General features: G+C 59.6%; 5 protein-coding genes. 3 read left to right on the top strand and 2 right to left on the bottom strand.

Features of this window, described 5'->3' with window-relative positions; genetic code table 11:
* The first annotated feature begins 155 nt into the window (after positions 1–155).
* Entirely contained in the window at positions 156–11,654 is an 11,499-nt protein-coding gene (locus ABEB25_RS19125; protein WP_345738042.1) for an Ig-like domain-containing protein, read from the top strand.
* Between the two features lie 198 nt (positions 11,655–11,852).
* Here ABEB25_RS19125 and ABEB25_RS19120 read toward each other — a convergent pair whose 3' ends face one another.
* On the bottom strand, positions 11,853–13,394 hold the full coding sequence (locus ABEB25_RS19120) for a glycosyltransferase (protein WP_345738041.1): 1,542 nt from the start codon (positions 13,392–13,394) through the stop codon (positions 11,853–11,855).
* A 227-nt stretch (positions 13,395–13,621) separates the two neighbouring features.
* On the opposite strand from ABEB25_RS19120, the gene ABEB25_RS19115 reads away from it, so the two are divergent.
* Positions 13,622–18,655, top strand: coding sequence for a DUF1800 family protein (locus tag ABEB25_RS19115; RefSeq protein WP_345738040.1), 5,034 nt, complete (start codon positions 13,622–13,624; stop codon positions 18,653–18,655).
* 12 nt (positions 18,656–18,667) lie between these two features.
* On the top strand, positions 18,668–20,113 hold the full coding sequence (locus ABEB25_RS19110) for a DUF1501 domain-containing protein (RefSeq protein WP_345738039.1): 1,446 nt from the start codon (positions 18,668–18,670) through the stop codon (positions 20,111–20,113).
* A gap of 249 nt (positions 20,114–20,362) precedes the next feature.
* On the opposite strand, the gene ABEB25_RS19105 is transcribed toward ABEB25_RS19110, so the two are convergent.
* Complete coding sequence (locus tag ABEB25_RS19105) at positions 20,363–22,630, bottom strand: FG-GAP repeat domain-containing protein (protein WP_345738038.1); 2,268 nt, start codon at positions 22,628–22,630, stop codon at positions 20,363–20,365.
* Between the last annotated feature and the right edge of the window lie 13 nt (positions 22,631–22,643).

The following is a 22,643-nucleotide window of genomic DNA, read 5'->3' as shown; positions in this document are numbered from 1 at the left end:
AGGGCGGCAGCAGCATTGGCGGACAAAGCCCGATTGGCGAGGGCTTTTCACCTTGAGATGCTTTCCCCTTAAGGCATAGTCAAGGTGAACTAATCCATTCACACGTTACCGTGGTGGAGTCTCTTAGAAATCGAAGTCTCCTTTTAACGAAATAAATGTTCCGCCGCCCTAGATTGTTTGTGTTCATCCTCTTGGGTCTAGTGGTGGGGGCTGGGTGGTTCGCTGGTGAAAAGCATCTTCCTTCCTTCATGAAGGCCGCCGGACGGCCTGCGGGTTCAGATTCCTCCCTCATCTCTGAGATGAGTTGGGCTCCCGTACTACCTGCCGATGAAAGCCCGCCTGAGTCAGGAGATGAGGACGCAGGGGAGGAACGCACGTGGACAGCCGCGCCCGAAGACGGTCTATTAAAAGGAGCTGTGCTGCTGGAGAGCCGCAAAGCCCCCCCGGATGCGCGTGGTTGGAGCCGTGAGCTCAAGCTGTGGCGCACCTCCTTCAAGCATCCGTTTATTCGCGAAGAAACCTGGAGGCAAGGCGGGGGAGGAGCGGAGATGCAGCAGTCATTTTCGGTGGCGGATCATGTGATGATCAAGCTGCCTGCGGACCTGCCGGAGAAAGCCCTGCAAGCCTGGGCCGAGCAGCATGGGTTCAAGCTAAGACAGCGACTGCTCACCACCCCTGTGTATCTGGTGGCTTCCCCCACACCCACTGTGGATTCTGCGGACATGCTCCTGGCAGCCTTCCAAGAATCCTTCCCGGCCGCAGGCCAAAAGGCCACGGCGGAACGCGATGGTTTGCTTTCCATCAGTGCCCAAATGCCGAATGATGCCTCTTTTCCTCAGCTCTGGGGCCTGCACAACACCGGCCAGACCCAGGGTGTGGCGGATGCAGATATTGATGCGCCGGAGGCCTGGCAGCACACCACTGGCTCCCGAGCCGTCAAGGTGGCGATCATTGATACCGGGGTCGATTACCACCACGCCGATCTGGCTGCGAACATCTGGAAAAATCCCGGCGAGATTCCCGGGAACCGCCAAGATGATGATCTCAACGGCTATGTGGATGACGTGTACGGCTGGGACTTTTATGCGGGAGATAACGCGCCCCTAGATAGCCACGACCACGGCACCCACTGCGCGGGCATCATCGGTGCTGCGGGGAACAATCGCGATGGCGTCGTGGGGGTAAACTGGCGGGTCTCCCTGGTCAGCGTGCGTTTTTCCAGCGCGGAAGGTTTTGGCACGACCAGCGATGCCATTGACGCGGTGAATTACACCACCCAACTCGGCGTGGATCTGACCTCCAACTCCTGGGGCGGTTCTGAAAACAGCTTGCTGCTGAAAGAAGCCATCCAACAGGCTGGGGAAGCAGGCATTCTGTTTGTCGCCGCAGCGGGCAACCACGGGCGCGACTTGGACAGGACGCCCACTTATCCGGCCAGTTATGACCTCGACAACATCGTCGCTGTGGCCTCCACCACCCATGCGGACAAACTTTCCAGCTCTAGCAATTACGGCACGTTGGCGGTGGACCTCGCCGCCCCAGGCTCAGAAATTCTCAGCACTTTACGGAACGGTTCGTATGGCACGGCCAGTGGCACCAGCATGGCTGCCCCCCACGTTGCCGGAGCCCTCGCCCTCGCGCGAAGCGTGGCACCGGGGATGCCCGCCGATCAATTGAAAAACCGCCTGCTGCTGAGTGCGGACCGCCTGCCGGGCTTACACAATCTGGTTTCCAAAGCACGTCTGAATGTGGGCCGCTTGATTCAGTATTGCTTGGGCCCTCTGCCAGTCATCACGGACTTAACGGTGGAAGAAGCCCCCGACAGCAATGAAGATGGCATCTTTAATCCCGAGGAGAATCTGCTCATTCGTTTCGGCGTCAAAAACGCCGGTCTTGAGCCTGTGACAGACCTCCAGGCCACGCTATCTAGGCAGAACCTTGGGACCATGGTCAGCCTCACCCGCAGCAGCGCCGCCTTTGGTAACCTGGAACCTGGGCAGCAGATCCCGGCAGAGGAGCATTTTGCTTTGACGGTGCGGGCAGAGACGCCCACGCCTTTTGATGAACCGTTGGTCATCACCCTGACGTGTGTAGGGGCGGAAAAAACTCAGTTCCTCAGCCTTCCGTTACAGAGTTCCTCTCGGGTCGCTGGGCAAGTGATTTCAGCCACAGACGGTGCGCCTTTAGCGGGGGCGGTACTGCACTACACGGGGCCGAAGGAAGGACAGGCGACGACGGATGCCCAGGGGCGCTATTCCCTGGTGTTAGCTGGGGGTGACTATCAGGTGAAAGCCTCCGCACCCGGTTATCTCACCAGTACTCCCTTGAGCTTAGAAGTTCCGCCGGATCATCTCGCGGTGGACATCCCACTGAAACGGACTGCGTTACAGGTAACTCCGACCGAAATCCTGGCCACGGTGGATTCTGGGGCCATCGCAGTTAGCGAAGTCACGTTGGAAAATCGCGGCAGCACCCCGCTGAACTGGAATCTGCACCTAAAATCCGGCCTCACCCCCCCCGTCATGACGACTCTGACGGCATTCAATCTGGCTAGGGCGACGGATCCAGAGGCCGCCCCTGAGACCCTCACGACATTCACCGCTGACGTTCCGGGCCAGACGGTGTCCCTGGGCAAACTCAACGGCGTACGCATCGGCGTTATGGGAGAGGAATCAGATCGTGCCGTCCTGCTAGAGGACCTGCGGCGGCGCGGGGCAGTCATTGTGCCCCTGCCAGCTACATTTACGCCCGACCTGATCCAGGCGGTCTCCATGATCGTGGTGGATGATACCATCCGCCTGCTGACCCCTGAGCAAATCGAACTATTGCGGGACCGGGTGAAACAGGGCGCGGGGCTTTTGTGCGAGGCAGATGAAAACGCCTCCATCGGCGCCGTGAACAAACTGTTTGAGGACACCGGCATTTCCGCATTCTATCAGGCTTACCTTAATTCGACCTACACAGACATCCTGCCGCATTCGCTGACCTGGGGCGTCAAGACCCTGAATGAGGTCTCCCCGACGGCCACGGCTAACGTCTTGCCGCCAGCCCAGCCCCTCGTCACTCAGACTTCCAGATCTTCTGCGCACGTGGCAATGACTCAGTTGGGGCTGGGTAGCATGATCTTTGCGGGCAATGAACTTACCCATACAGTCAACTTCGCCAGCGGTGATGCCCGTGTTTTGGCCAACCGATTTTTTGACGGTCTAGCGGGAACGGCAGAATGGGTGCTCCCTGCTGCCACGACAGGCACTCTGGCTCCGGGAGCCACCGCCTCTCTGGCGCTGCAACTGGATGCGCGCCTGCTGATCGACGGGCCTTATGATGCCACGGCCTTTTTTACCACCGACTCTCCAGATGCCCCGCAGGTTCTTCTGCCTTTGACTATCCAGGTGAAGGGCACCCCGGATATTAAGGTGAGCCATTCCATTTTGGATTTCGGCGTTTTGCACACGATGGGACTGGTCTCATCTCATTTGGTGGTGAACAACCAAGGCAGCAAAGCTCTGAATGTCTCTGGAGTTTCCATTCGGGGCATTGATTCAGCGGCATTCTCGACCTATTCCCAAGCGACAACGATTAAACCCGGAGGACTGATCTATATTCCAGTCCATTTTAAAGGATCCGAATGGAGACACTACGTGGCGGAAATAGTCATCGGAAGCGATGATCCAGACTCCCCGCAATTCATTGTCCCCTTGAAGGGCGCAAGAGTGGAGACAGGTTCCCTCGAAAAAGCACCCACTAAAGTGACATTGTCACTCAAACAGGGCGCGTCTGGCCAAGCGATTTTCAAATTTAACAACCGCGGGCCTCCGCCTCTAAGCTGGAAGGCAGAACTGAACGAGTCCTCCTACGAACCCCTTTGGGCCACCTTGACAGGCCAGGCCGAAGGTTCATTAACGGCAAAGCAGACCCAAACTCTGACCGTTGCCGTGAACACGACAGACACCCGACCGGGAGGCTACTACGAGCGGAGGCTGTTGATCAATTTTAATGATCCGAATCAATCGTATGTGTATACCAGTGTGGTCTTGAAGGTCTTGCCTGCCCCTTTGGTGACACTGGCGGAGACAAGCCTGGTTTTCCCTGATACCTTTGCCAAAGGCAGCTCAATCATGCGTCTGGGTATATCCAATCCAGGCGGCGCCAACCTAACCATCAGTTCGGTCAAATCCACCAGCTCCCTGTTTGTGGCCGGTCAGGCACTGCCCTTGGTGGTGCCGCCTGGCGGCTCTCGCGAGTTGTCGCTGGCGTTCAAGCCCACCGCGGCGGGCTCTTTTCAAGACCAGATTCAGATCAAGACCAATGCCGTCACCTCCACCCACACAGTTACGGTTTCTGGCACAGCGCCTGAAGGGCCCGTGCTCAGCGTGACCCCCGGGAAATTTCCCACACTCTCTCTGGAAGCGGACAGCGTCGGGGAACAGACGTTGCAGGTGCAAAATACGGGCTCGGCGACTTTAAACTGGAAGCCTTCTCTGGGCACCAGCTCACCCTCTTTGAGCGTGACGCTGAACAGTCTGAACAAGGGCATCAGCCGGGTGACGGATCTCATCCCATCCCTCGTGAAGCTGAACGGTGGAGATAAGGGCAGCTCCGTGACCAGTGATTTCATGTATGAAGCCAATAACCTTGGCCGACCCTACACCCTGGGGCGCATCGCCGGGCACCCGCAGACTCTGGGCCGTGGGGGGCGCTATTTCACACGCAAGTACCACCCCGGGCTTTTTGTCTCCGTGGCGGATGCCAGCTTAACTGAAATGTGGGAATTCCGGGTGAGCGGTTCCCTAAACTCCACCACCGGGCGCAAGGTGGATTCCAGCGGCTTGGTTTACCAGCGTGAGGGCCGCACTTTCCGTGCCTGGATCAAGCAGGTTCACGGTGGCCACATGGATTCACTGAATCATGTCTTCATTACCGAGGCGGAGAGTGCCCTTCATCATTACGAGAACCATCCTCGGTTCGATCATCATACCTTGTGGAACTTGCCACCCAAAGCGCGGGTGCATTACTTAATGTTCATGACAGCCGGGGGCGAAAGGCTCCAGGATCACTCCTTGCAGCAAATCCTGGAGGCTTACGTGGACGTGGCAGAATCCCCCGCCCCCTGGCTGAAATTGCAGCCTGTGACAGGGACTCTGGAGCCTGAAGAAAAGGAAGATCTACGACTACGTGTGGACAGTGCAGAGCTGGCGGCTGGCAACTATACCGCGAATCTGTTTTTGACCAGCAATGACCCGCAGAAAGCCAGCGTGAAAATTCCCGTCACCGTTCGCGTGAAAGCCGCCCCTGTGCTGGCCTGCTTGCCGGAGGCACTTACCCTCCCTCAGGTGTGGACCGGGCAACCTATCGAGGCCGCACTTCTGTTGCGAAATACAGGCAGCCAAGCCATCAAGATCCGCTCCATCACCACCGACAACCCACAACTTTCAGTGGTCGCTCCCTTTTCCGCCACAATGGCGGCAGGGGCAGCGCAAACGATCCAATTACGGTTGCTAGCCGACGCGGCAGGGGACTTCGAATCCGAGCTGCAAATCGTCACCAACGCCTCCCGCACCCCCAGCCTCATCGTGCCTGTCACCGCCACCGTGCGAGCTAAACCCCAGGTGGAGGTGAATCCGGTAGCCGTTACGGCCACCATGCTGCCAGACAGCACCTTCACCCAGACGGTGACTGTGCATAACCCGGGCGGAGACCTCTTACAGTGGTGGGGTGAGATCTCTGACAACCCCTCCCTGGTGCTGACTCCGGCGAATGGCACAGTGGCGGCAGGCGGCAGTGGGCAGATGCAGATCACCTTCAATAGTCAGAACCGATACGCCGGCTTGGTGCCTGCCACGCTTCAGCTCGTCACGGATGCCCCGGATCTTCCCAAGATCGATGTCCCCATTCGGCTGACGATCTCAGCGGCTCCCATCTTGGTAGCAGATGCGGCGCAGACCTTTCCCGAGACGCTGATCTCTTCCAATTCGTCTCTTGCCTGCATCCTGCGCAATTCCGGAAATCGGCCTTTGACGATCACAAACATCACTTCCAGCCACGATGCTTTGAGTGCCCCGGGTCTCACTTTCCCCATCACGATTCAGGCGGGCGGCACGCGTGCCGTTTCGGTCCGTTTCGCCCCCACAGTTGCGGGTCAGATGAATGGTCAACTGACCATCGCTAGCGATGCGGCCAATGGAGCTTTTTTGGAAATCCCCTTCTCCGGCTTGGGCATGCGAGGACCCGCAGCCGGACTCGGACCTAACCTCTCACGCACCCTTCCATCGGGCACGACTCAAACGGCGACGATGACCATCACCAACACCGGCTCTGCAGACCTCGTGTGGAGCACCGCGTTAACCTCCCCGTATTCGATTGGTGGCTTGATTGAGATCTTAGCCCCAGCTTCAGGCACTACTGCACCCGGTCAGACGACGGACCTAAAGCTCGCCATTCATCCCAGTGCCGCGCATAGCCCGGGAACCTATACTGCCAACGTTCGTCTCACCACCAATGATCGGCTAAATCCGCTCCTGATCGCCAATGTCACGATCACAAGCCAGGCCGCGCCGAAACTCTCCATCGTTCCGAATGAGCTCGTCTTTCCAGACACCTTTGTGGATGGGCAGGCCACCTTGCAGTTGAAGTTGCAAAATGCTGGTAACGCGAAATACAGCGTTGTAGGCATGACCTCCACCCTCCCGGAGTTCACTTATACAGGTGATTCTTTCCCCATGGTCATGTTTGACCCCAATACCTATGCTCCTCCGTCGCGGACATTCGTGGTCAAGTTCGCGCCGCAGCAGGTGGGGGATTATTCAGGGAGGCTGGACATTGCAACCAATATGCCAGGCACACCGGTCATTTCAGTACCCATCCGGGGCCGTGGATTGTCGGAGCCACGCCTGCAAGTGAACCCGGGGCGAATTGATGCCACGCTACTGCCTGGGAAGTCCAGTGAGCATAGCTTGACGGTGGCCAATCCTGGGAATGGACACGCCCTGGAATGGAGGGCGGAACTGGTGACGGTGGAGCAGCCTGCCGTGGTGCATCCAGAACTCGAGGAGGTGGTGAATCGTTTTGATTCTGCCGTTGAGGGACTGGCGGATGCATTGCCCCCGCTTGTGGATCTCACGAAGCTTTTTCGCACCACCTACCTGTCTGGTGACCCTCTCTACGGCTATTATGAGGGAGGCAATCACATCCTTCGGCCTGAAAATACTTGGGGATCAAGCGGTGTCCCTTACACGGACGGCCAGATCCATGATCATCCACAAGTCGGCCCACATGGCAGGTACTTCACCCAGTATAAAGATGGCGTCTTTTTCATGGCCGCCGACTTGGACGGCCTCCAGCGGTTTCACATCACTGGGTCACTCGGTAGCTCCTACGGCAACGAGCAACGGAGCCTCCACGGGAGCGTGATCCACCGCGAAGCCAAGGGCGTACGGTTCACGGGTTTTTTCAAGCAGGTGTTCGGACTCCTGCAAAGTTCGGTCAATCATCTTATCATCACCGAAGAGAGGCCCGGCCTGACCCGGAACTACCCTGACAATGCGACCTATGATAACCATGAGATCACCGGTTTGTCTGGGCGCTCCCGCGTCTATTACCTGCTATTCTCCACGCCAAGTGGCACAGGCATGCTGCCCGCCTCCGCGCTGGACCAGTTGATGAAGACATTCGTGGAACGCGTCGCCAAGGATGATCATCAGCCGTGGGCCACCGTATCCCCCGTTTCTGGGAGCACCCCTGCTGGGGCTTCGTCTCCACTCACCCTGCGCCTGCATGCACGACCGGATTTAGAGGTGGGGGTGCATCCCTTGACTCTGCGTCTGACGAGCAACGCCCCAGTCAATCAAGGGGTGCTAGAGGTACCTGTCACGCTGACCGTTCAGCCCCGAGTTCTAGAGGCCTCCCCACGCTTGGTGCGGGAAGACTTCCTGGAAGGCGCACCCACCCAACCCCGCACCTTATCCCTCCAGGTCCGCGACGGCGAAACGGCATCCTGGGTGGTGGATACGGACGTACCCTGGCTGACGGTATCTGAGCGATCCGGCTCAGGTTCGTCAGTACTAACTCTCGGTTATGCCCAGCTAGCCTCGGGCCATCATTGGGGGCACGTAATCATCACTTCAGGTGGCTTGGTGCAGAGGGTGAAGGTGTTTGTAACTGTGCACCCCCAGGCTTTCACCCAGATGCTGACGGACCACCACGGGGGGCGCGTACTGGGTATTCAGCGCGGCACCGACAGCTTCCGGCCCTCCTTTTTGACGACCCTTTCAAACACCGCGCAGATCACGAATGCGGTCATTCTCCCGACGGACATTATGGACGCCGACATCAGCAGCGATGGCAGCACTTTATACGCCATCAGCTTTCGCGCGCGCAGCCTTACCCGGATCAATCTGGACACGCTGACGATCATAGACCAGCGACCGCTGCCACCCATCACGGGAGAAAAAACGGATTCCTATGCGCGCTATTATGTTCAAGCGGGCAGGCCAGGGATCGTATATTACATTGATGCCTTGGAGAAGCCGAGGCTGCATCAGTTTGACTATGTGGCAGGTGTGGATACCGCGGTGTTTTCACATCCGAACATTGAAGCCGTCAGGGAAGTGGTCGCAGCTCCAGACGACAAAACTCTGTACCTGGCGGTGGATCCCAAGAGTGGGTATGGAGGTCTCCTCAAACTGGACGTTTCTACGTCCACCTTTGAGCTGCTGGCGAATTCTTGGCTCGGGCTCGGCTACTACACGCCTGCGAATTCTGAGCGCCTCACTCTCCTCGCAGACGGGCAGGAACTCATTTACCAGAAAACTCGTTTTGCTTCCTCAGACCTGACAACACGGGCACGGATCCAGGCCGACAATACCTATGCCCCGATCGCCGTCTCGGCTTATGGCGACATCATGGTTTCAGGCAGCGCTTTTTACCGCACCCGTCCCTGGCAGAAAGTGGATACCCTGCTCTTACCCCAAACACAGGTGGGAGCCTTCACCGCCGATCAGACGCGCTTTATCTACTTCAACGAAACCAGCCGTCGGGCTGAATTCCAGTTGCTTCCTGGCCTGGAGTCCGTACTGCCACCAGCAGGCCTCTCGCCACACATTCCCGACGCAGCCGTGGCAAAAAATTTGCCTCAGGAACTGAGCTGGCGCGGTGATCCGCAGAGTTCCGAATACCAAGTTTATTTGGGGAACGATGCTGGCGCGGTGGCGGCGGCAGGTCCGGAAGCATCCGAGTTTTATCTGGGCAGCACCTCGGCCGTTTCACTGGCCCTGGCACAAGGTAGGCTGGTCCTGGGGCAGATGTATTATTGGCGGGTGGACCGCCTGGGGGCAGACGGTGTGCGGATTCCTGGGCCCGTATGGAGCTTCCGCACGCCTGACGTGCTGGCCCAGCCTGAGGAGATTGCCCGAGCATCCGTTTACAGCAATGACCGAACTGACAAGACGGTCACTCTCACACTCACCTCCGCGAGCCCAGACACGCCCTGGACTCTGGAGTCCGACGCATCGTGGATCACTTGTTCCCCATCATCCGGCACAGGGCCCGCCACCGTGACCGTGCTGCTTAAAATGAGCACCTGGTATCCGGAGCATTCACCAAATTCCACTCTCCGCCTCCTATCGGGGCAGCAATTACAGAACATTCCCGTTCAAGGCCGGATGCTGACTTCACTCAATATCAAGAAGATGGTGCCTGATCCCAAACTGCCGTGGATCTACGGGCTGAATCAGACTTACGCAGGCCACATTCTCTGGATCAATCCCGCTACCGCCGAGATCGAATTCGTCTCGTCCATGCCTTCAGGAGTCATGAGAGATATGACGGTGCACGAAGGAGAAGACCGGATCTATGTTTACACGGCGAGCCACACTCCTTCGATTTATGAAACTCCGGTCACGTTGCTACACCAAGTCGAACGACAAGGCCTGCGCCGGCTGCAGACCTCACCAGCGGCTGAGGCCATTTGGCACTCCACCTTGTCCATCCATGCTGCAGGACCTAGGGGTGTGTATCTATGGTCCGATTCTTCTTCACAAGATAAGGCCATCATGATGCACCCTATCACGGGGGACAGCTACATCGCCAAAAAAGAATACAACTACTGCACTCTCGAAACCAGCCGTTGGCAGCCTGATCTGAGCTTCATTGAGCAGCGAATTCTCTTCAACCTTCTGCCAGGAAATCTCCCCTCCCGGGTCGTCGGCTCAGCCGATGGGGCCGGCTTGTTTTACAGACGCACGGCCATCCGCACGCGTGACCTGGAGATACTAGGCAGTGACTACCCAGAAGAAATCGTGGCGACTTCTTCTTCTGGTGATTTGGCGCTGGGCTCCCGGGGCGTTTATCAAACGGCGACTCGTGCGCACCTGCTGGATCTCAGCACTGGATCCACCATCTCCGCCGTGGCGCCAGATGGCCTTAGCGCGGTGCAGTTTGATGCCGTCGCGGGGAAATTGAAAGCGACCTCGCTCACCGCGCTGCTGGCGACTCCGAAATCTGCGGATTTCGGCCAGATTCCCCCCGGCAGCACGTCCAGCCGCGTCTTTGAGCTCACCAATTATTCGGCCCAGGATGTCACGGTGGTGATGACGTCCACCCATCCGGCTTTCATCGGACCGCTCACTCCGATCACTCTGAATGCCAAAGGATCTGCCCAGGTCACCGTGCACTTCACTCCAACAGAGACAGGCCTTAACCAAGCCACGCTCACTTTCGCCGTGCCCGGTCAGGCCCTGCTGACACGTGCCGTGCCAGTCAGTGGAACAGCCGTTTTGCAGGCCACCACCACTCGGCTCGACTTTGGCGTAGGCGCACCTTCGGCGGCGGGGATTAAAGGTCTGGGCACCTACCTGGAGTCCGGCTTCAGTGTCACCGGGCACCGCTATGGCACAGGGGGGTACAACATCTTCAACCAGTTGGGTTCAAACGTCGTGGGACGTCCGAGCAATGGCAGCCCGTTTATTGCTCTGTCAACAACTCATAATCGTCCCCATGTCATGCGGGTGGTCAGGCAAAACGGAGGGCTCTTTACTCCTCATTCCGTGAGCCTGGCCGAGTATGGCAGTCATCTCAATGGCTCGGCCCAGGTCACTTTCCGAGGAGGCCTAGACGGAGGCGAAACCACCCAGGTCACCTTTACGCTGGACGGGGTTATGGATGGTGCAGGGTCAGCGGTGGATTTTGAAACCTTCTCCTTTCCTGCAACCTTCCACAATTTAGTCAGCCTGGATGTGGAACTGGCGATGAACAGCGGCTGTAGCCTGGATGATCTGAGGCTGGAAGTGGTGCCTGAAGTCTCCGTGCAGCCAAGCGCCCCACTCAGCGTGAATGCGGAGGAACCGACCGCCGCGATGGATGTGAACGGGGACGGCGTGGCCGAGACCAGCAGCCTGAATGTTACCGCTTCCGCCCCAGCGCAGGATAGCACGCGCCATTACACTGCTGTGTATGTTCGCCCTCTGGGTGCAAATCCTGCCAACTATCTCCTCCAGGCCACCCAGGACGGCGACGCCTGGCTCACCTTGACTCCGGACGTGGACTATAAAGTGATTCAGGTTTCCCCCTCCCCCGGTAACACTCAGGAGCGCGTTGAATTGTCAATCCAGGCTACGGCGAGGACAGAATGGCAGTTCCGTCTAGTGGCTAAGCCATAACCCCTGACTGAATCAAGAATCGAAATCACAGGCTTGACCAGAGGGGCAGCTATGGCGTCCATAGTCGAAGCTCTCCAGCTTCGCGCGTGCACCCTCCTCTGTTTGGGAAGTGTTGCCTCGACTACCAACTGAAATTTAGAGGCGATGAGCGAGTCTCTTGAGGTGCACCCTTGGAAGACCTAAAATAATTAAAGCCCATTAGGCCACCACCACTTCGGTCTCTTCGCTCTCGCTTGGGCCTTTGGAGGGGGGCTCGGGCGGGGTGAAGGTGGCCATGGAAAAGCGCTTCATCAGGGAGCTGAGGGAAACGTAGAGGAAGCCGCCGAGGAACAGGGCGAGGAAGGGCAGGGAACCCCACTGCTCCTTCTGCACCGCCATCCAAAAAAGGTGGCCAAAGTATCCGACCAGTGCGAGTTCGATCCACAGGCAGAGGGACTTGCCCGCCTTGTAGCGGAAGGATTTCTTCGAGGCCTGCGCCTGGGCTCGGCTGTTCACCCCATACTTCGGTGTGCGAACAAAGTCGGACTCCTGGCCGAGCAGGGCCTCAATGACAGCCTTGCCATTGTTGATGGACATCCCGATGCCTAGCGCCATGAAAAGCGGGATGTAGGGGATGGTCTGTAGCCAGCCCAAACGCCGCTGTGCGCCCTGGGCAGTGAGGTAAAAGGCGATCACAGCCACCGTGGCAAAGAGGAACACGGGCAGGTCCACAAAGACCGCCTTCTGCCAGGAATTCACCGGCAGAAAGTCCACTGGGTACAGCAGCACCAGGGTGCAGAGGGTGAGCAAGTTCGCGAAGTTCGAGGTCAGGTGGGCGGTGGCCTCCACCTTTTTCATGAAGGGCTCATCGCTGCGCCAGACCTTGCCCAGCACCTTTTTGCAGACTTGGACGGAGCCCTTGGTCCAGCGATGCTGCTGGGATTTGAAGCCATCCATGTCCGGCGGCAACTCCGCAGGGACGATGATGTCATTCAGGTAAATGAAGCGCCAGCCGAGCATTTGCGCGCGGTAGCTGAGGTCCAGATCCTCCGTCAGCGTGTCATGCTTCCAACCGCCTGCTTCATCAATCACGCAGCGGCGCCAGAGCCCGGCGGTGCCGTTGAAGTTGCAAAACTCACCCTGCCGGCTGCGGGAGGTCTGCTCCATCATCAGGTGTCCATCCAGCAGGATGCCCTGAAGGCGGGTGAGCAGGGAGAAGTCCAGGTTTTTGTGGCCCCATCGCGCCTGTACGATGCCCACCTGGGGATCGGTGAAGTGGTGGATGGTCTGCTTCAGGTAGTCAGGTTCCGGCTCAAAGTCGGCATCGAAGATGCAGATGAACTCGCCTTTGACCGTCGCCATGGCGGCATCCAGCGCTCCGGCTTTGAAGCCCTGGCGGTTGCTGCGGTGGCGGTATTCCACGTCGAAGCCCTGCTGCCGCATGGCCTGAGCGTATTGCTCGCAGGCTTGGGACGTTTCGTCAGTGGAGTCGTCGAGAAACTGGATCTGCAGCCGGTCTTTCGGATAATCCAGGGCGCTGATGGAGGCCACGAGCTGGCCCAAGACATCCGCCTCATTAAAGATGGGGAGCTGGATGGTCACCACGGGCAGTTCGGCGAACTCCTCCAGAGCCTTGGGCGGGTTTTTGCGATGTTTCCAATAGGTGTACAGAACCTTAACCTTGTGCGCCCCAAAGGCGGACAGTCCGGCGGAAACAATGATGTAGCTGGTTAACCAGAGAAGCTTTTCCCACTCGATCATAGGGAGCCCGGATGTCGGGGGGCAACCAATCACTGCCGGTTCACTTCCGTCAAGCAGCAATCCAGGGGCCAAAATCTTCTCTTTTCCCTTGGCAGCGGTGAAATCTTCATTTTTGAGAAGGGGAGAAAGGGTGTTTTTGGTTCACGAGGGTGAAACTTTGCGCTGTGATTGCGGGAACCAGTCGCTGGGGTTAATCTTCCTCTGTTTGTTTTCCAAGTTCTCCCGTCATGAAAGGTCGTTTGACTCTCCCTGCTATCGCCCTGGGCCTGCTCTTCGGGGTGCCTGCTTTGCAGGGTGAGTTCACTTCTCTGGGAGTGTTGGGAAACCAGGATGGCAATCCGGAGGAGTTTGGCGATCGCATCTGGGGAACCAATGCGGCCCCGGGCAGTGCGGTTGCCTTGGACAATGATTTTTACTTTGCGGGGACTTATCCCGCGCCCATCGGCACGGTTGCCTCTTCGGAGCCATGGACGAATCTGGAGCGTTCCCTCGGTCCGGGCAATCCGCTCACCCGGATTCATTTTAACCTCGGGGCCAACCAAGCCACGCCAACACTGCGGCTGCGTTTTGTTTTCCACCATGTCTGGGGATACTGGGAGGAGCCCGGCTACGGGGCCCATGAACTGGAGGTGCGGCTGAATGGCACCGTGCTGAAAACGGAGATGGTGACCGCCAGCGGCACCGTGGTGGTGGAGGTGGATGCGGGCAGCTTTACCCCAGTTGTTGGCGAGAACATCCTGCAAGTGGCCCGCATCGGTGGTGCGGCAGACGGCTGGGTGCAGTTTGATGCGCTGAGGCTGGAGATCCACCCCACCGCGCTGGTGGATGAGGATGACGATGATCTGCCACGCTGGTGGGAGGAAGATCATGGGCTCAGCGATGCGCTGGCTGCGGACGCTGCCGGAAATCCGGATGGGGATGGCCTGAGCAACCTGCAAGAGTTTGCCCTGAAAACGGACCCGCGTGTGGCCGATACGGATGGCGATGGGCTGAAGGATGGCCGTGAGGTGGAACTGGGCAGCCACCCCCTGCGGGCAGATACGGATGGTGATACCCTGAGCGATGGCGAAGAAACCTCCGCTACCCCGCCCACGAATCCCCTGCTGGCCGATACGGACAATGATGGTGCGCCTGATGCGTGGGAGGTGAGGACCGGGTTCAATCCCGCCCTGGCGAGCAGCACCCCACCGGCCTGGAGTGGTAGCATCGGACTGAATTTTGTTTCCGAGCTGAATCCAGAGAATGCCCTCGCGGCGCTGGCCGTCACTGGTTTTGCCCCGCAGATGAACTGGAACAGCACGATTCCGCTCACCAGTTGGAACTCCTCTACGGGCAACCAGGAGGCCGTGGCGAGCCCTGTGGCCGGGGTGCTGGTGAACAGTGCAGGCGCTCCCACTGGCACGACGATGAGCTGGAGCTCGAGCTCCAGTTTTTGGGCCAGCGGCCAGGGTGGCAGTTCCACGGGCAAGCTGTTCGACGGCTTTTTAAGCGTGAACAATGACACTGGCGGCACCCTCACTTTTGGCCACGTGCCCTATGCCACTTATGACGTGATCGTCTATGTGGGTTCCGTGTATGATGGTGCCAAAGGGCGGCTGCGGCTGAATGACAGTGCAGGCAGCGACCGCTGGTTTGTCACCTCCAGCACGGCCCCGGAGACGCGTTTTATCCAGCCGCTGGTTTCCAGTGAGAGTGTTCCGTGGCGAGGCAATACGATCCGGTTTCGCAACGTCACTGGCAGCGTTTTTAACCTGAAACTCTTCCGCACTAGCTGGTATGAGGTAGGCATTCATGGCGTGCAGATCGTGGACGCAACTGCGAATGCCGACAACGATGGTCTGCCCACGTGGTGGGAGCTGGCGAACCGGCTGAACCCGGTGCTCAACGATGCGGGTGGGGATCTGGATGGCGATGACCTGGACAATCTGGGCGAATGGACCCGGCAGACGGACCCACATGTGGCAGACACGGACGGGGATGGGCTCACGGACAAGGTGGAAACGGGCACAGGCCTGTGGGTGAATGCGACGGATACGGGATCGAACCCGCTGATCGCGGATACGGATGGCGACGGGCTGGCTGATGGAGCGGAGGTGCAAAACCTGCCATGGCCTACCAATCCGAATTTGGCCGACAGCGATTACGATGGGCGCAGCGACCCGGAAGAGATCCGCCAAGGCACGCATCCGCTGGAGGCCGATGCCGCCAATGGGCAGATGCCCATCGTCACCACCTCGCCCCGTAATTTCATCTGGGTGGTGGACAATGTGCAGCTCCTCTGGGATCACACCCGGGGGCATCTGGCGGACATGCCCTGGGGGGACAACCAGCTCATGAATTTCCGGCTGGCCAATGCTGCCAATCCGGGCCGTGATGCCTTCCAGGTGGCGCTGCGGGTGAAGGGCGGCCGGGTTTCCTATTTTCTGTATTCCAGTTTTGAGAACGGCTTCAGCCACCCTGACAACGATGGCTGGGACATCTGGGACGCGGACTGGACTGAGACACCGACGGATCACAAAGCCGCGCTAGGGTTCAGCGGGCATGGTAGTGTGGACATCTCTGATAGGCTGCGTTTTCAGATCCTCGGCAACAGCACGGGTTCGCAGACGAATTGGTCCTTCACCTTCAGCCTGATCAATCAGGACACGGGCGCCACGGTGATCAGCCGCAGCTTCACAGGTTGCCGCCTCGCCACGAACGTGCATAACAATGCGGTGAACTGGCAGGACTTCCGCGATCCGCCGAATGCCAACCGGCTGGAAATCACCCGCCACGACGGGGTGCAGATGTTTTTCCAAAGCACGCCGCTGGAGGACACGCCAGCCTTTGCCGTCTACAAGGATAGCGATGAAGATGGTATGCCGGATGGGTGGGAGGACCTGCACACGCTGAATAAAAACAATGCCGCCGATGCCGGGGTGGACAGCGATCTGGATGGCCTGACCAATCTCCGTGAATATCTGGTGGGTACAATGCCCCGGGATCGCGACAGCGATGACGATGGCGCACCCGATGGACTGGAAGTGCAGGGCGGCAGCCATCCTCTCCAAGCGGGCAGCCTGCCGCCCTTCTACCACGGCGCTCCGGGTTTGCCAGCCATGGAAGATTTTAATGGCAATGGCATGTCAGATCCCTGGGAGCACTGGGCCGGCGGCGGAATTCTGCCCCGGCATCTGGATGCGGACCAGGATGGCCTAACCAATGGTGATGAAGCTGCGGCGGGTACGGATCCTTTCGATGCGAACTCGCGCTTCTGGTCCGCTGTGGATCATGTGGGTGCGGATGTAACGGTCCGCTGGCCAGCGCTGCTTCATAAAACGGGCCGTGTCTGGCAGTCGAACAACCTGGCCGACTGGGCGGCTGCGGCCGGTGCGCCGGTGCCGGATGGGGGTGCCTTTCAGCAGACCTTTGCCAACGTGCTGCAAAATCCGGTCAACACCTTCTACCGGCTGGCCTTGGAGGATGTGGACAGGGATGGGGATGGCGTCAGCGATTGGACGGAGGTGAACGTGCTGGGCTCTGACCCGATGGTGGCCAGCAGTGTGCGGCCACCCGTCTATACGGACCTCAATGCCGACGGTGTGCCCGATGCGGAGGTGGGGGGAGATCTGGTGAGCCTCCTTGAGCAGTTTGGCCAGGGCAGCGGCAGTGCGAATGGAGGCAATCCGGCCATCATGAGATCCCAGGCCTCGCGCTTCCTCATGCAGGCGGCCTTTGGCCCGACCCTTGAAGACATTCAGCGTGTGCAAACTCTTGGTTATGCTGGCTGGATCGAGGAGCAGGTGGCCAAGCCATCCACCCTGCACGCCACTTACATCAAGGGCATCTACGACGACATGCTGGGGCAGCGTTCGCAGAGCAACTTCAACCGTGGAGGGGAGATCGAAGCGCCTTTCCTCTTCGGCAACAACATGATGACGGCCTTTGCCCGGGCGAGCATCCAGGGGGAGGACCAGTTGCGCCAGCGCGTGGCCTTTGCCCTCAGTCAGATCCTGGTCACCTCCCGCCGGGATGCGAATCTAGAAAGCCGTTGCCTGGGCATGGCTGACTACTACGATCTCCTGGTGCGGCATGCCTTTGGCAACTACCACGACCTGCTGATGGAGGTGACGATGCACCCGGTGATGGGCCGGTACCTGAGCCATGTGGGCAACCAAAAGGCGGACCCTTCCATCAACCGTTACCCGGATGAGAACTATGCGCGTGAGATCATGCAGCTCTTCACCATCGGGCTGTGGGAGCTGAACCCTGACGGCACGCAGAAGCTGAACGGGCAAGGGCAGCCGATCCCCACGTACAGCAATGCGGAGATCACCCAGCTCGCCCGTGTGATGACAGGCTTTTGGTTCGGCGGGCACAACTGGGGCGGCGGCGGATGGACGGAGCAGGACCTGGCCACGCCGATGACCCTGCGTGGCGAATACCATGACTTTGGCAAGAAAACTTTGTTAGGCGGCTACGTCATCCCGGCACGGGCGGCAACGGACGAGAATGCGGAGCGCGATGTGCGGGATGCGGTGCGGCATTTGTTTGAGCATCCGAACACGCCGGTCTTCATCGGGCGACAGCTCATCCAGTTTCTGGTCATGGACAATCCCAGCCCGGCCTATGTGCAACGGATTGCGGCTGTGTTTACCGACAATGGCGAGGGCGTGCGGGGAGATCTGAAGGCGGTGGTGAAGGCGATCCTTCTGGATGAAGAGCCCCGTGATCCTCGCATCACGGGGCGAGCTTCCTACGGTCGGCTGAAGGAGCCGGTGATCCGCACCATGGCGCTGGCCCGCGCCTTTGGCCTGAAAGAGGTGCCGGATCTGCTGTGGTGGGACTGGGGTGATTTCTTCAATGCCAGCCGCCAGGAACCCACCTACTCGCCGAGTGTCTTTAACTTCTACCGGCCTGACTACCGTGCGCCAGGATTGCTCACGCAAAACAATCTGGCAGGCCCCGTGTTTCAGATCACCGACAGCTTCAGCTCCATCTCCTTTCCGAATCGGCTGTGGCAGATCATGGTGCAGGGTTTTTCCCAGTGGGAGACCTACCGGTTTCCTCTGGATCTCTCCCGTGAAAAAGCTCTGGCCGCGACTCCGGCGCACCTGGTGGATCATCTGAACCTGCTGTTCTGCGCCGGGCAGATGCGGCCCGCCACCCGGATGCTCATCCTGGGAGCCATCAACCAGATTCCCGCTGAACAGGCCGATGCCCGTGCGCAGGTGGCAGCCTATCTGGCCATCGTCTGCCCGGAAGGTGCGGTGATGAAGTAAGCTTAGTTCCCTATGAAGCCTTCAACCTCCACCCGCCGCCGTTTCATCGGACAATCTGCCTGTTCGGCGCTGGGCAGCGTCTCGGTGCTGAACACGCTGCTGAACCTGAAGCTGGCGGGGAATGCAGCCGCGCAGGGGGCACCGACGGATCACCGGACGCTGGTGTGCCTGTTTTTGCATGGGGGGAATGATTCCTACAATTGGTTAGTCCCTCGGGACAGTGCACGGCACGCGGTCTATGCGGAGACGCGGGATCATCTGGCACTGGGCACTGCGGAGCTGCGGCCTCTGAACCAGGATGGCGGGGACGGGCAGCTCTATGGCATCCATCCGAGCTGCCCTGGCCTGCAGGAGCTGTTCAATGGTCTGGGCGGGGATACGGCGAAGCGGCGTGCGGCCTTCATTTCCAATGTGGGCACTTTGATCCAGCCGGTGACAAAGGCGCAATACCTGGCCGAGACCATGCCGCTGCCACGTGCCCTGTATTCGCACAGCGACCAGATCGACCAATGGCAGACGTCCGTGCCGCAGGGCATGACGCAGCTAGCGGGCTGGGCCGGGCGGGCGGCGGATGTGCTGCACAGTGTGGTGAATGCGGACAGCATCTCGATGAACATTTCGCTGGCGGGCAACAGCCTCTGGCAGGTGGGCAACAGCACCACGCAGTTTGTGGTGACTGACAGCGGGGCGCTGACTTTCACGGGCAGTGACATCGGGGAGGCGCTGCATCCGATGCGGCTGAAGAATGCGGCGCACCGGAGCATGATCGAGCAGTCTTACTCGAACCTGATGCAGCAGTCCTATGCCCGGCTGACCAAGACGAGCATCGAGCTCCAGGAGTTCTTTTTGCAGCAGTTCAACGGCTATGATGACAGCGCCATCAGCGGCCTGTTTCCCTCGGGCAACTGGGTGGCGCAGCAGTTTCGTGCGGCGGCTAAGATGATCGCGCTGCGCGATAGCCTTGGGCTGCATCGGCAGACCTTGTACCTGAGCTTTGGCGGTTGGGACCATCATGGTGAACTGCTGGAGACGCAGGCCGAGATGCTGACGATGATGGACGAGGCCCTGACGGCTTTTCAACGGGCGCTGGACCAACTGAGCCTACAGGACAGTGTGATCACGTACACGGCCTCGGACTTTGGCCGGACGCTGCGGAGCAACGGCCGAGGCACAGACCATGCCTGGGGGGCGAATGCGCTGGTGATGGGCGGGCCGATACGCGGCGGGCGCATCTATGGGACATTCCCGGACCTGACTCTGGAAAGCAACGATGACACGGGCTACGGTGGCCGGACGATTCCTACGACTTCGGTGGACTCACTCTTTGCCGAGATGCTTCGCTGGTTTGGCGTGTCGGCGGCGGACATGGATTATGTGCTGCCGAACATCGCGAATTTTTATAACGTGAACTCGAGTTCGCTGCCGATCGGGTTTTTGAAGAACGGCACGTGGAGTTGAGGTTAGGGGTGCTCCTGTGAGCCCGGTCTGAAGCAAGAGAGGTGGCGGGGTGGGAATGCAGGGGCTGCGAAGGCTCCCAGACAGGCGGGTAATCCGGCGATGGGACGTATTGAGTTGCGAGCTTTTTTTGCCCCGGACACACCCGCCCTACGACTGAGCTTCCGACCGGAACCGGGGTGGGATTTGGGCGAGCTAAAGCTCTGGAGTACTTTGGCGCAGGCGGCTTCTCGGCTCGGTCATTTCAGCCCCTTATTTCCTCACGTAGAGGAGGAGGCGATCGTGGACGAGGAGGGCGAGGTCGAGTTTGCCGTCGCCATTGAGATCCACGGAGGTGTAGTCGTGGGGTTCGCTGGCGAGGCCGGTTTTGCCACGGTACTGGGGGTCGATTTCGAAGATGCGGAAGTGGAGGGCGCTGATCCAGGTGGGAGGAGTTTCGGCCTGGGCCTGGAAGAGTTCCAGCACGCGGCTTTTGCCGGAATCGATCATGACGAGATCGTCGTTGGCACCCTGGGTGAAGGGGGCGACGATGAGGTCGGTAGCGGAGGTGTCCTTGAGTTCGCTGTCAAAGGTGGTGACGGTTTCCAGTGCGAGGATGTCGCCGGTGAGGGGGCTGATTTCGAAGCTGGTCTTGCCAATGAGGAGGAGGCCGTTGCCTTTGCCGGTGGGGATGAGGTGGCATTCGTCCGGGGTGAGGCTGGAGAGGGCGTGGGTGTGGGCGGAGCGATAGACGCCGTCCTTGCCTGGCACCATTTCGTAGAGCTGGCCGTTGGCGGTATCGGCCAGCAGGACATCGGGCTTGTCTTTGCCAGGGACGACGATGACGGCGCTGATCTGGGCGGTGGATTCGGGAGCGTTGAACTGCTCGACCGTGACAGCTTTGCCATCGGCACCGATGCGGAGGGCACGAGCGATCTGATCCTTGGCAACGATGATTTCGGCTTTGCCGTCGCCATCGAGGTCGGCGGTGGTCATGGCGGTGGCGGAGAGCTTGTTGAGCAGGTTGTCCGGCAGGCCTTCGGCGCGCTTGAAGGGGATTTTTTCGTCCTTCTGGCTGAGGAGGATCTGCATGGAGGCGATGCTGGAGAAGATGGCGAGATCGCCGCGGCCATCCTGGTTGGCGTCAACTAAGCGGAGGGCATTGGGCTTGGTGGGGCTGCTGGGCAGCTCCTGGCTGGAGGCCTGGAATTTCTTGTCGGCGGAGGCCCACTTCAGGGAGAGGAGGGAGACTTTGCTTTTGGCCTCGGTGAGGACGAGGACGGAGGTTTCCTTGGAATCGCCGAGGCGGCCGGTCTGAAGGGTGAGCAGGGTGTCAGTGGTCTGATGGATGACCTCCGGGTAGGTGAGGCGGTCCTTGGCCCAGCGGGAGAGGCCGAGGCTTTTTTCGGCGGGACTGAGGAGGAGGAGCTCGGGTTTGCTGTCACCATCGACATCGGCAATGGCGATGCTTTCGATGCCGCTGAGGGCGGGGAATTCACGGCCTTCGGCAAAGCCGCCGGTGGCGAGGCCGGCGAAGAACCAGAGGCGGGCGTTCTTGGGCTCGGCGAGGACGATGTCAGCGACTTTGTCGCCATTGAGGTCGCCATAGGCGGTGCCGCCGCCCTTGCTCTCCGTGGTGGGCATGGCGTGGCGGATGGTGACGGCGCGGTCGGAATCGGGCTTGGCGGCGGTGCTGGTGAGGCGGGCGATTTCGACCATGCCAGTGTCGCTGCGGATCCAGGCGAGGCCGGTGTCCTTGCCGAGTTTCACGGGGTGGACCCAGCAGCGGCTTTCGGGCATCTCGAGACGCCATTCTTCGCCAAAGCTGGCGCCTTCCTTTTGTAGCCTAACCAGAAGTGCATCAGAATCAGGCGCGGTGTAAAACAGGTCTGTGAGGCCGTCGCCGTTGAGGTCGCCACTGCGCAGGCCGCCGCACTCGGTCTGGCCGAGGACGTAGGTCTTGGGCTCGGCCCAGGTGCCGGGGGCGCTTTGCAGCCAGACCATGAGGCGGGTGGAGGTGAGGAGGGCTAGGTCGTGGCGTTTATCGCCGTTGAGGTCCGTGGCGATGAGGACGGTGCCATCCTCGGCGGTGGAATCGAGGGTGAACTCTTTTTTCTGGCTCCAGTCGCCGGGCTTGCCCTGGGTGCGGAGGACGAGTTTGTCATCGTCGTTAGTGTAGGCGATATCGGGGCGGTTGTCGCCGTTCCAGTCGCCGACGGCTAGCGACCAGGCGCTCTGGCCGATAATGAGTGGCTGCTTTTCCAGCCGTGAGACTTCGAGGATGGGGTTCCAGCGATCTCCCCGGGAGGTGCGCTCCGGCTCGCCAGGCTGGGCACCCGCCTTGCGCTGGAGAAGGAACTCGATGCGCGCGCGATCCTGATTCAAGACCACGAGGTCCTGCAGCCCGTCGCCATTGAAGTCGCCGGAGCGGGGGCTGGAGGTGTTCCAGTCCAGCTTGACGACTTCCGGCCCATCAAAGTAGAGGCCGGGGGTATCGGCAGCCTGGGCGGTGAGGGCGGCGAGGAAAAGGAGGGCGCGCATGAGCAGGGCGGCG

It is taken from the genome of Prosthecobacter algae, assembly GCF_039542385.1.
GTDB classification, from domain to species: domain Bacteria; phylum Verrucomicrobiota; class Verrucomicrobiia; order Verrucomicrobiales; family Verrucomicrobiaceae; genus Prosthecobacter; species Prosthecobacter algae.
Note: the sequence above shows the minus strand (reverse complement) of the source record. Positions and strands in the feature narration are given on the sequence as shown.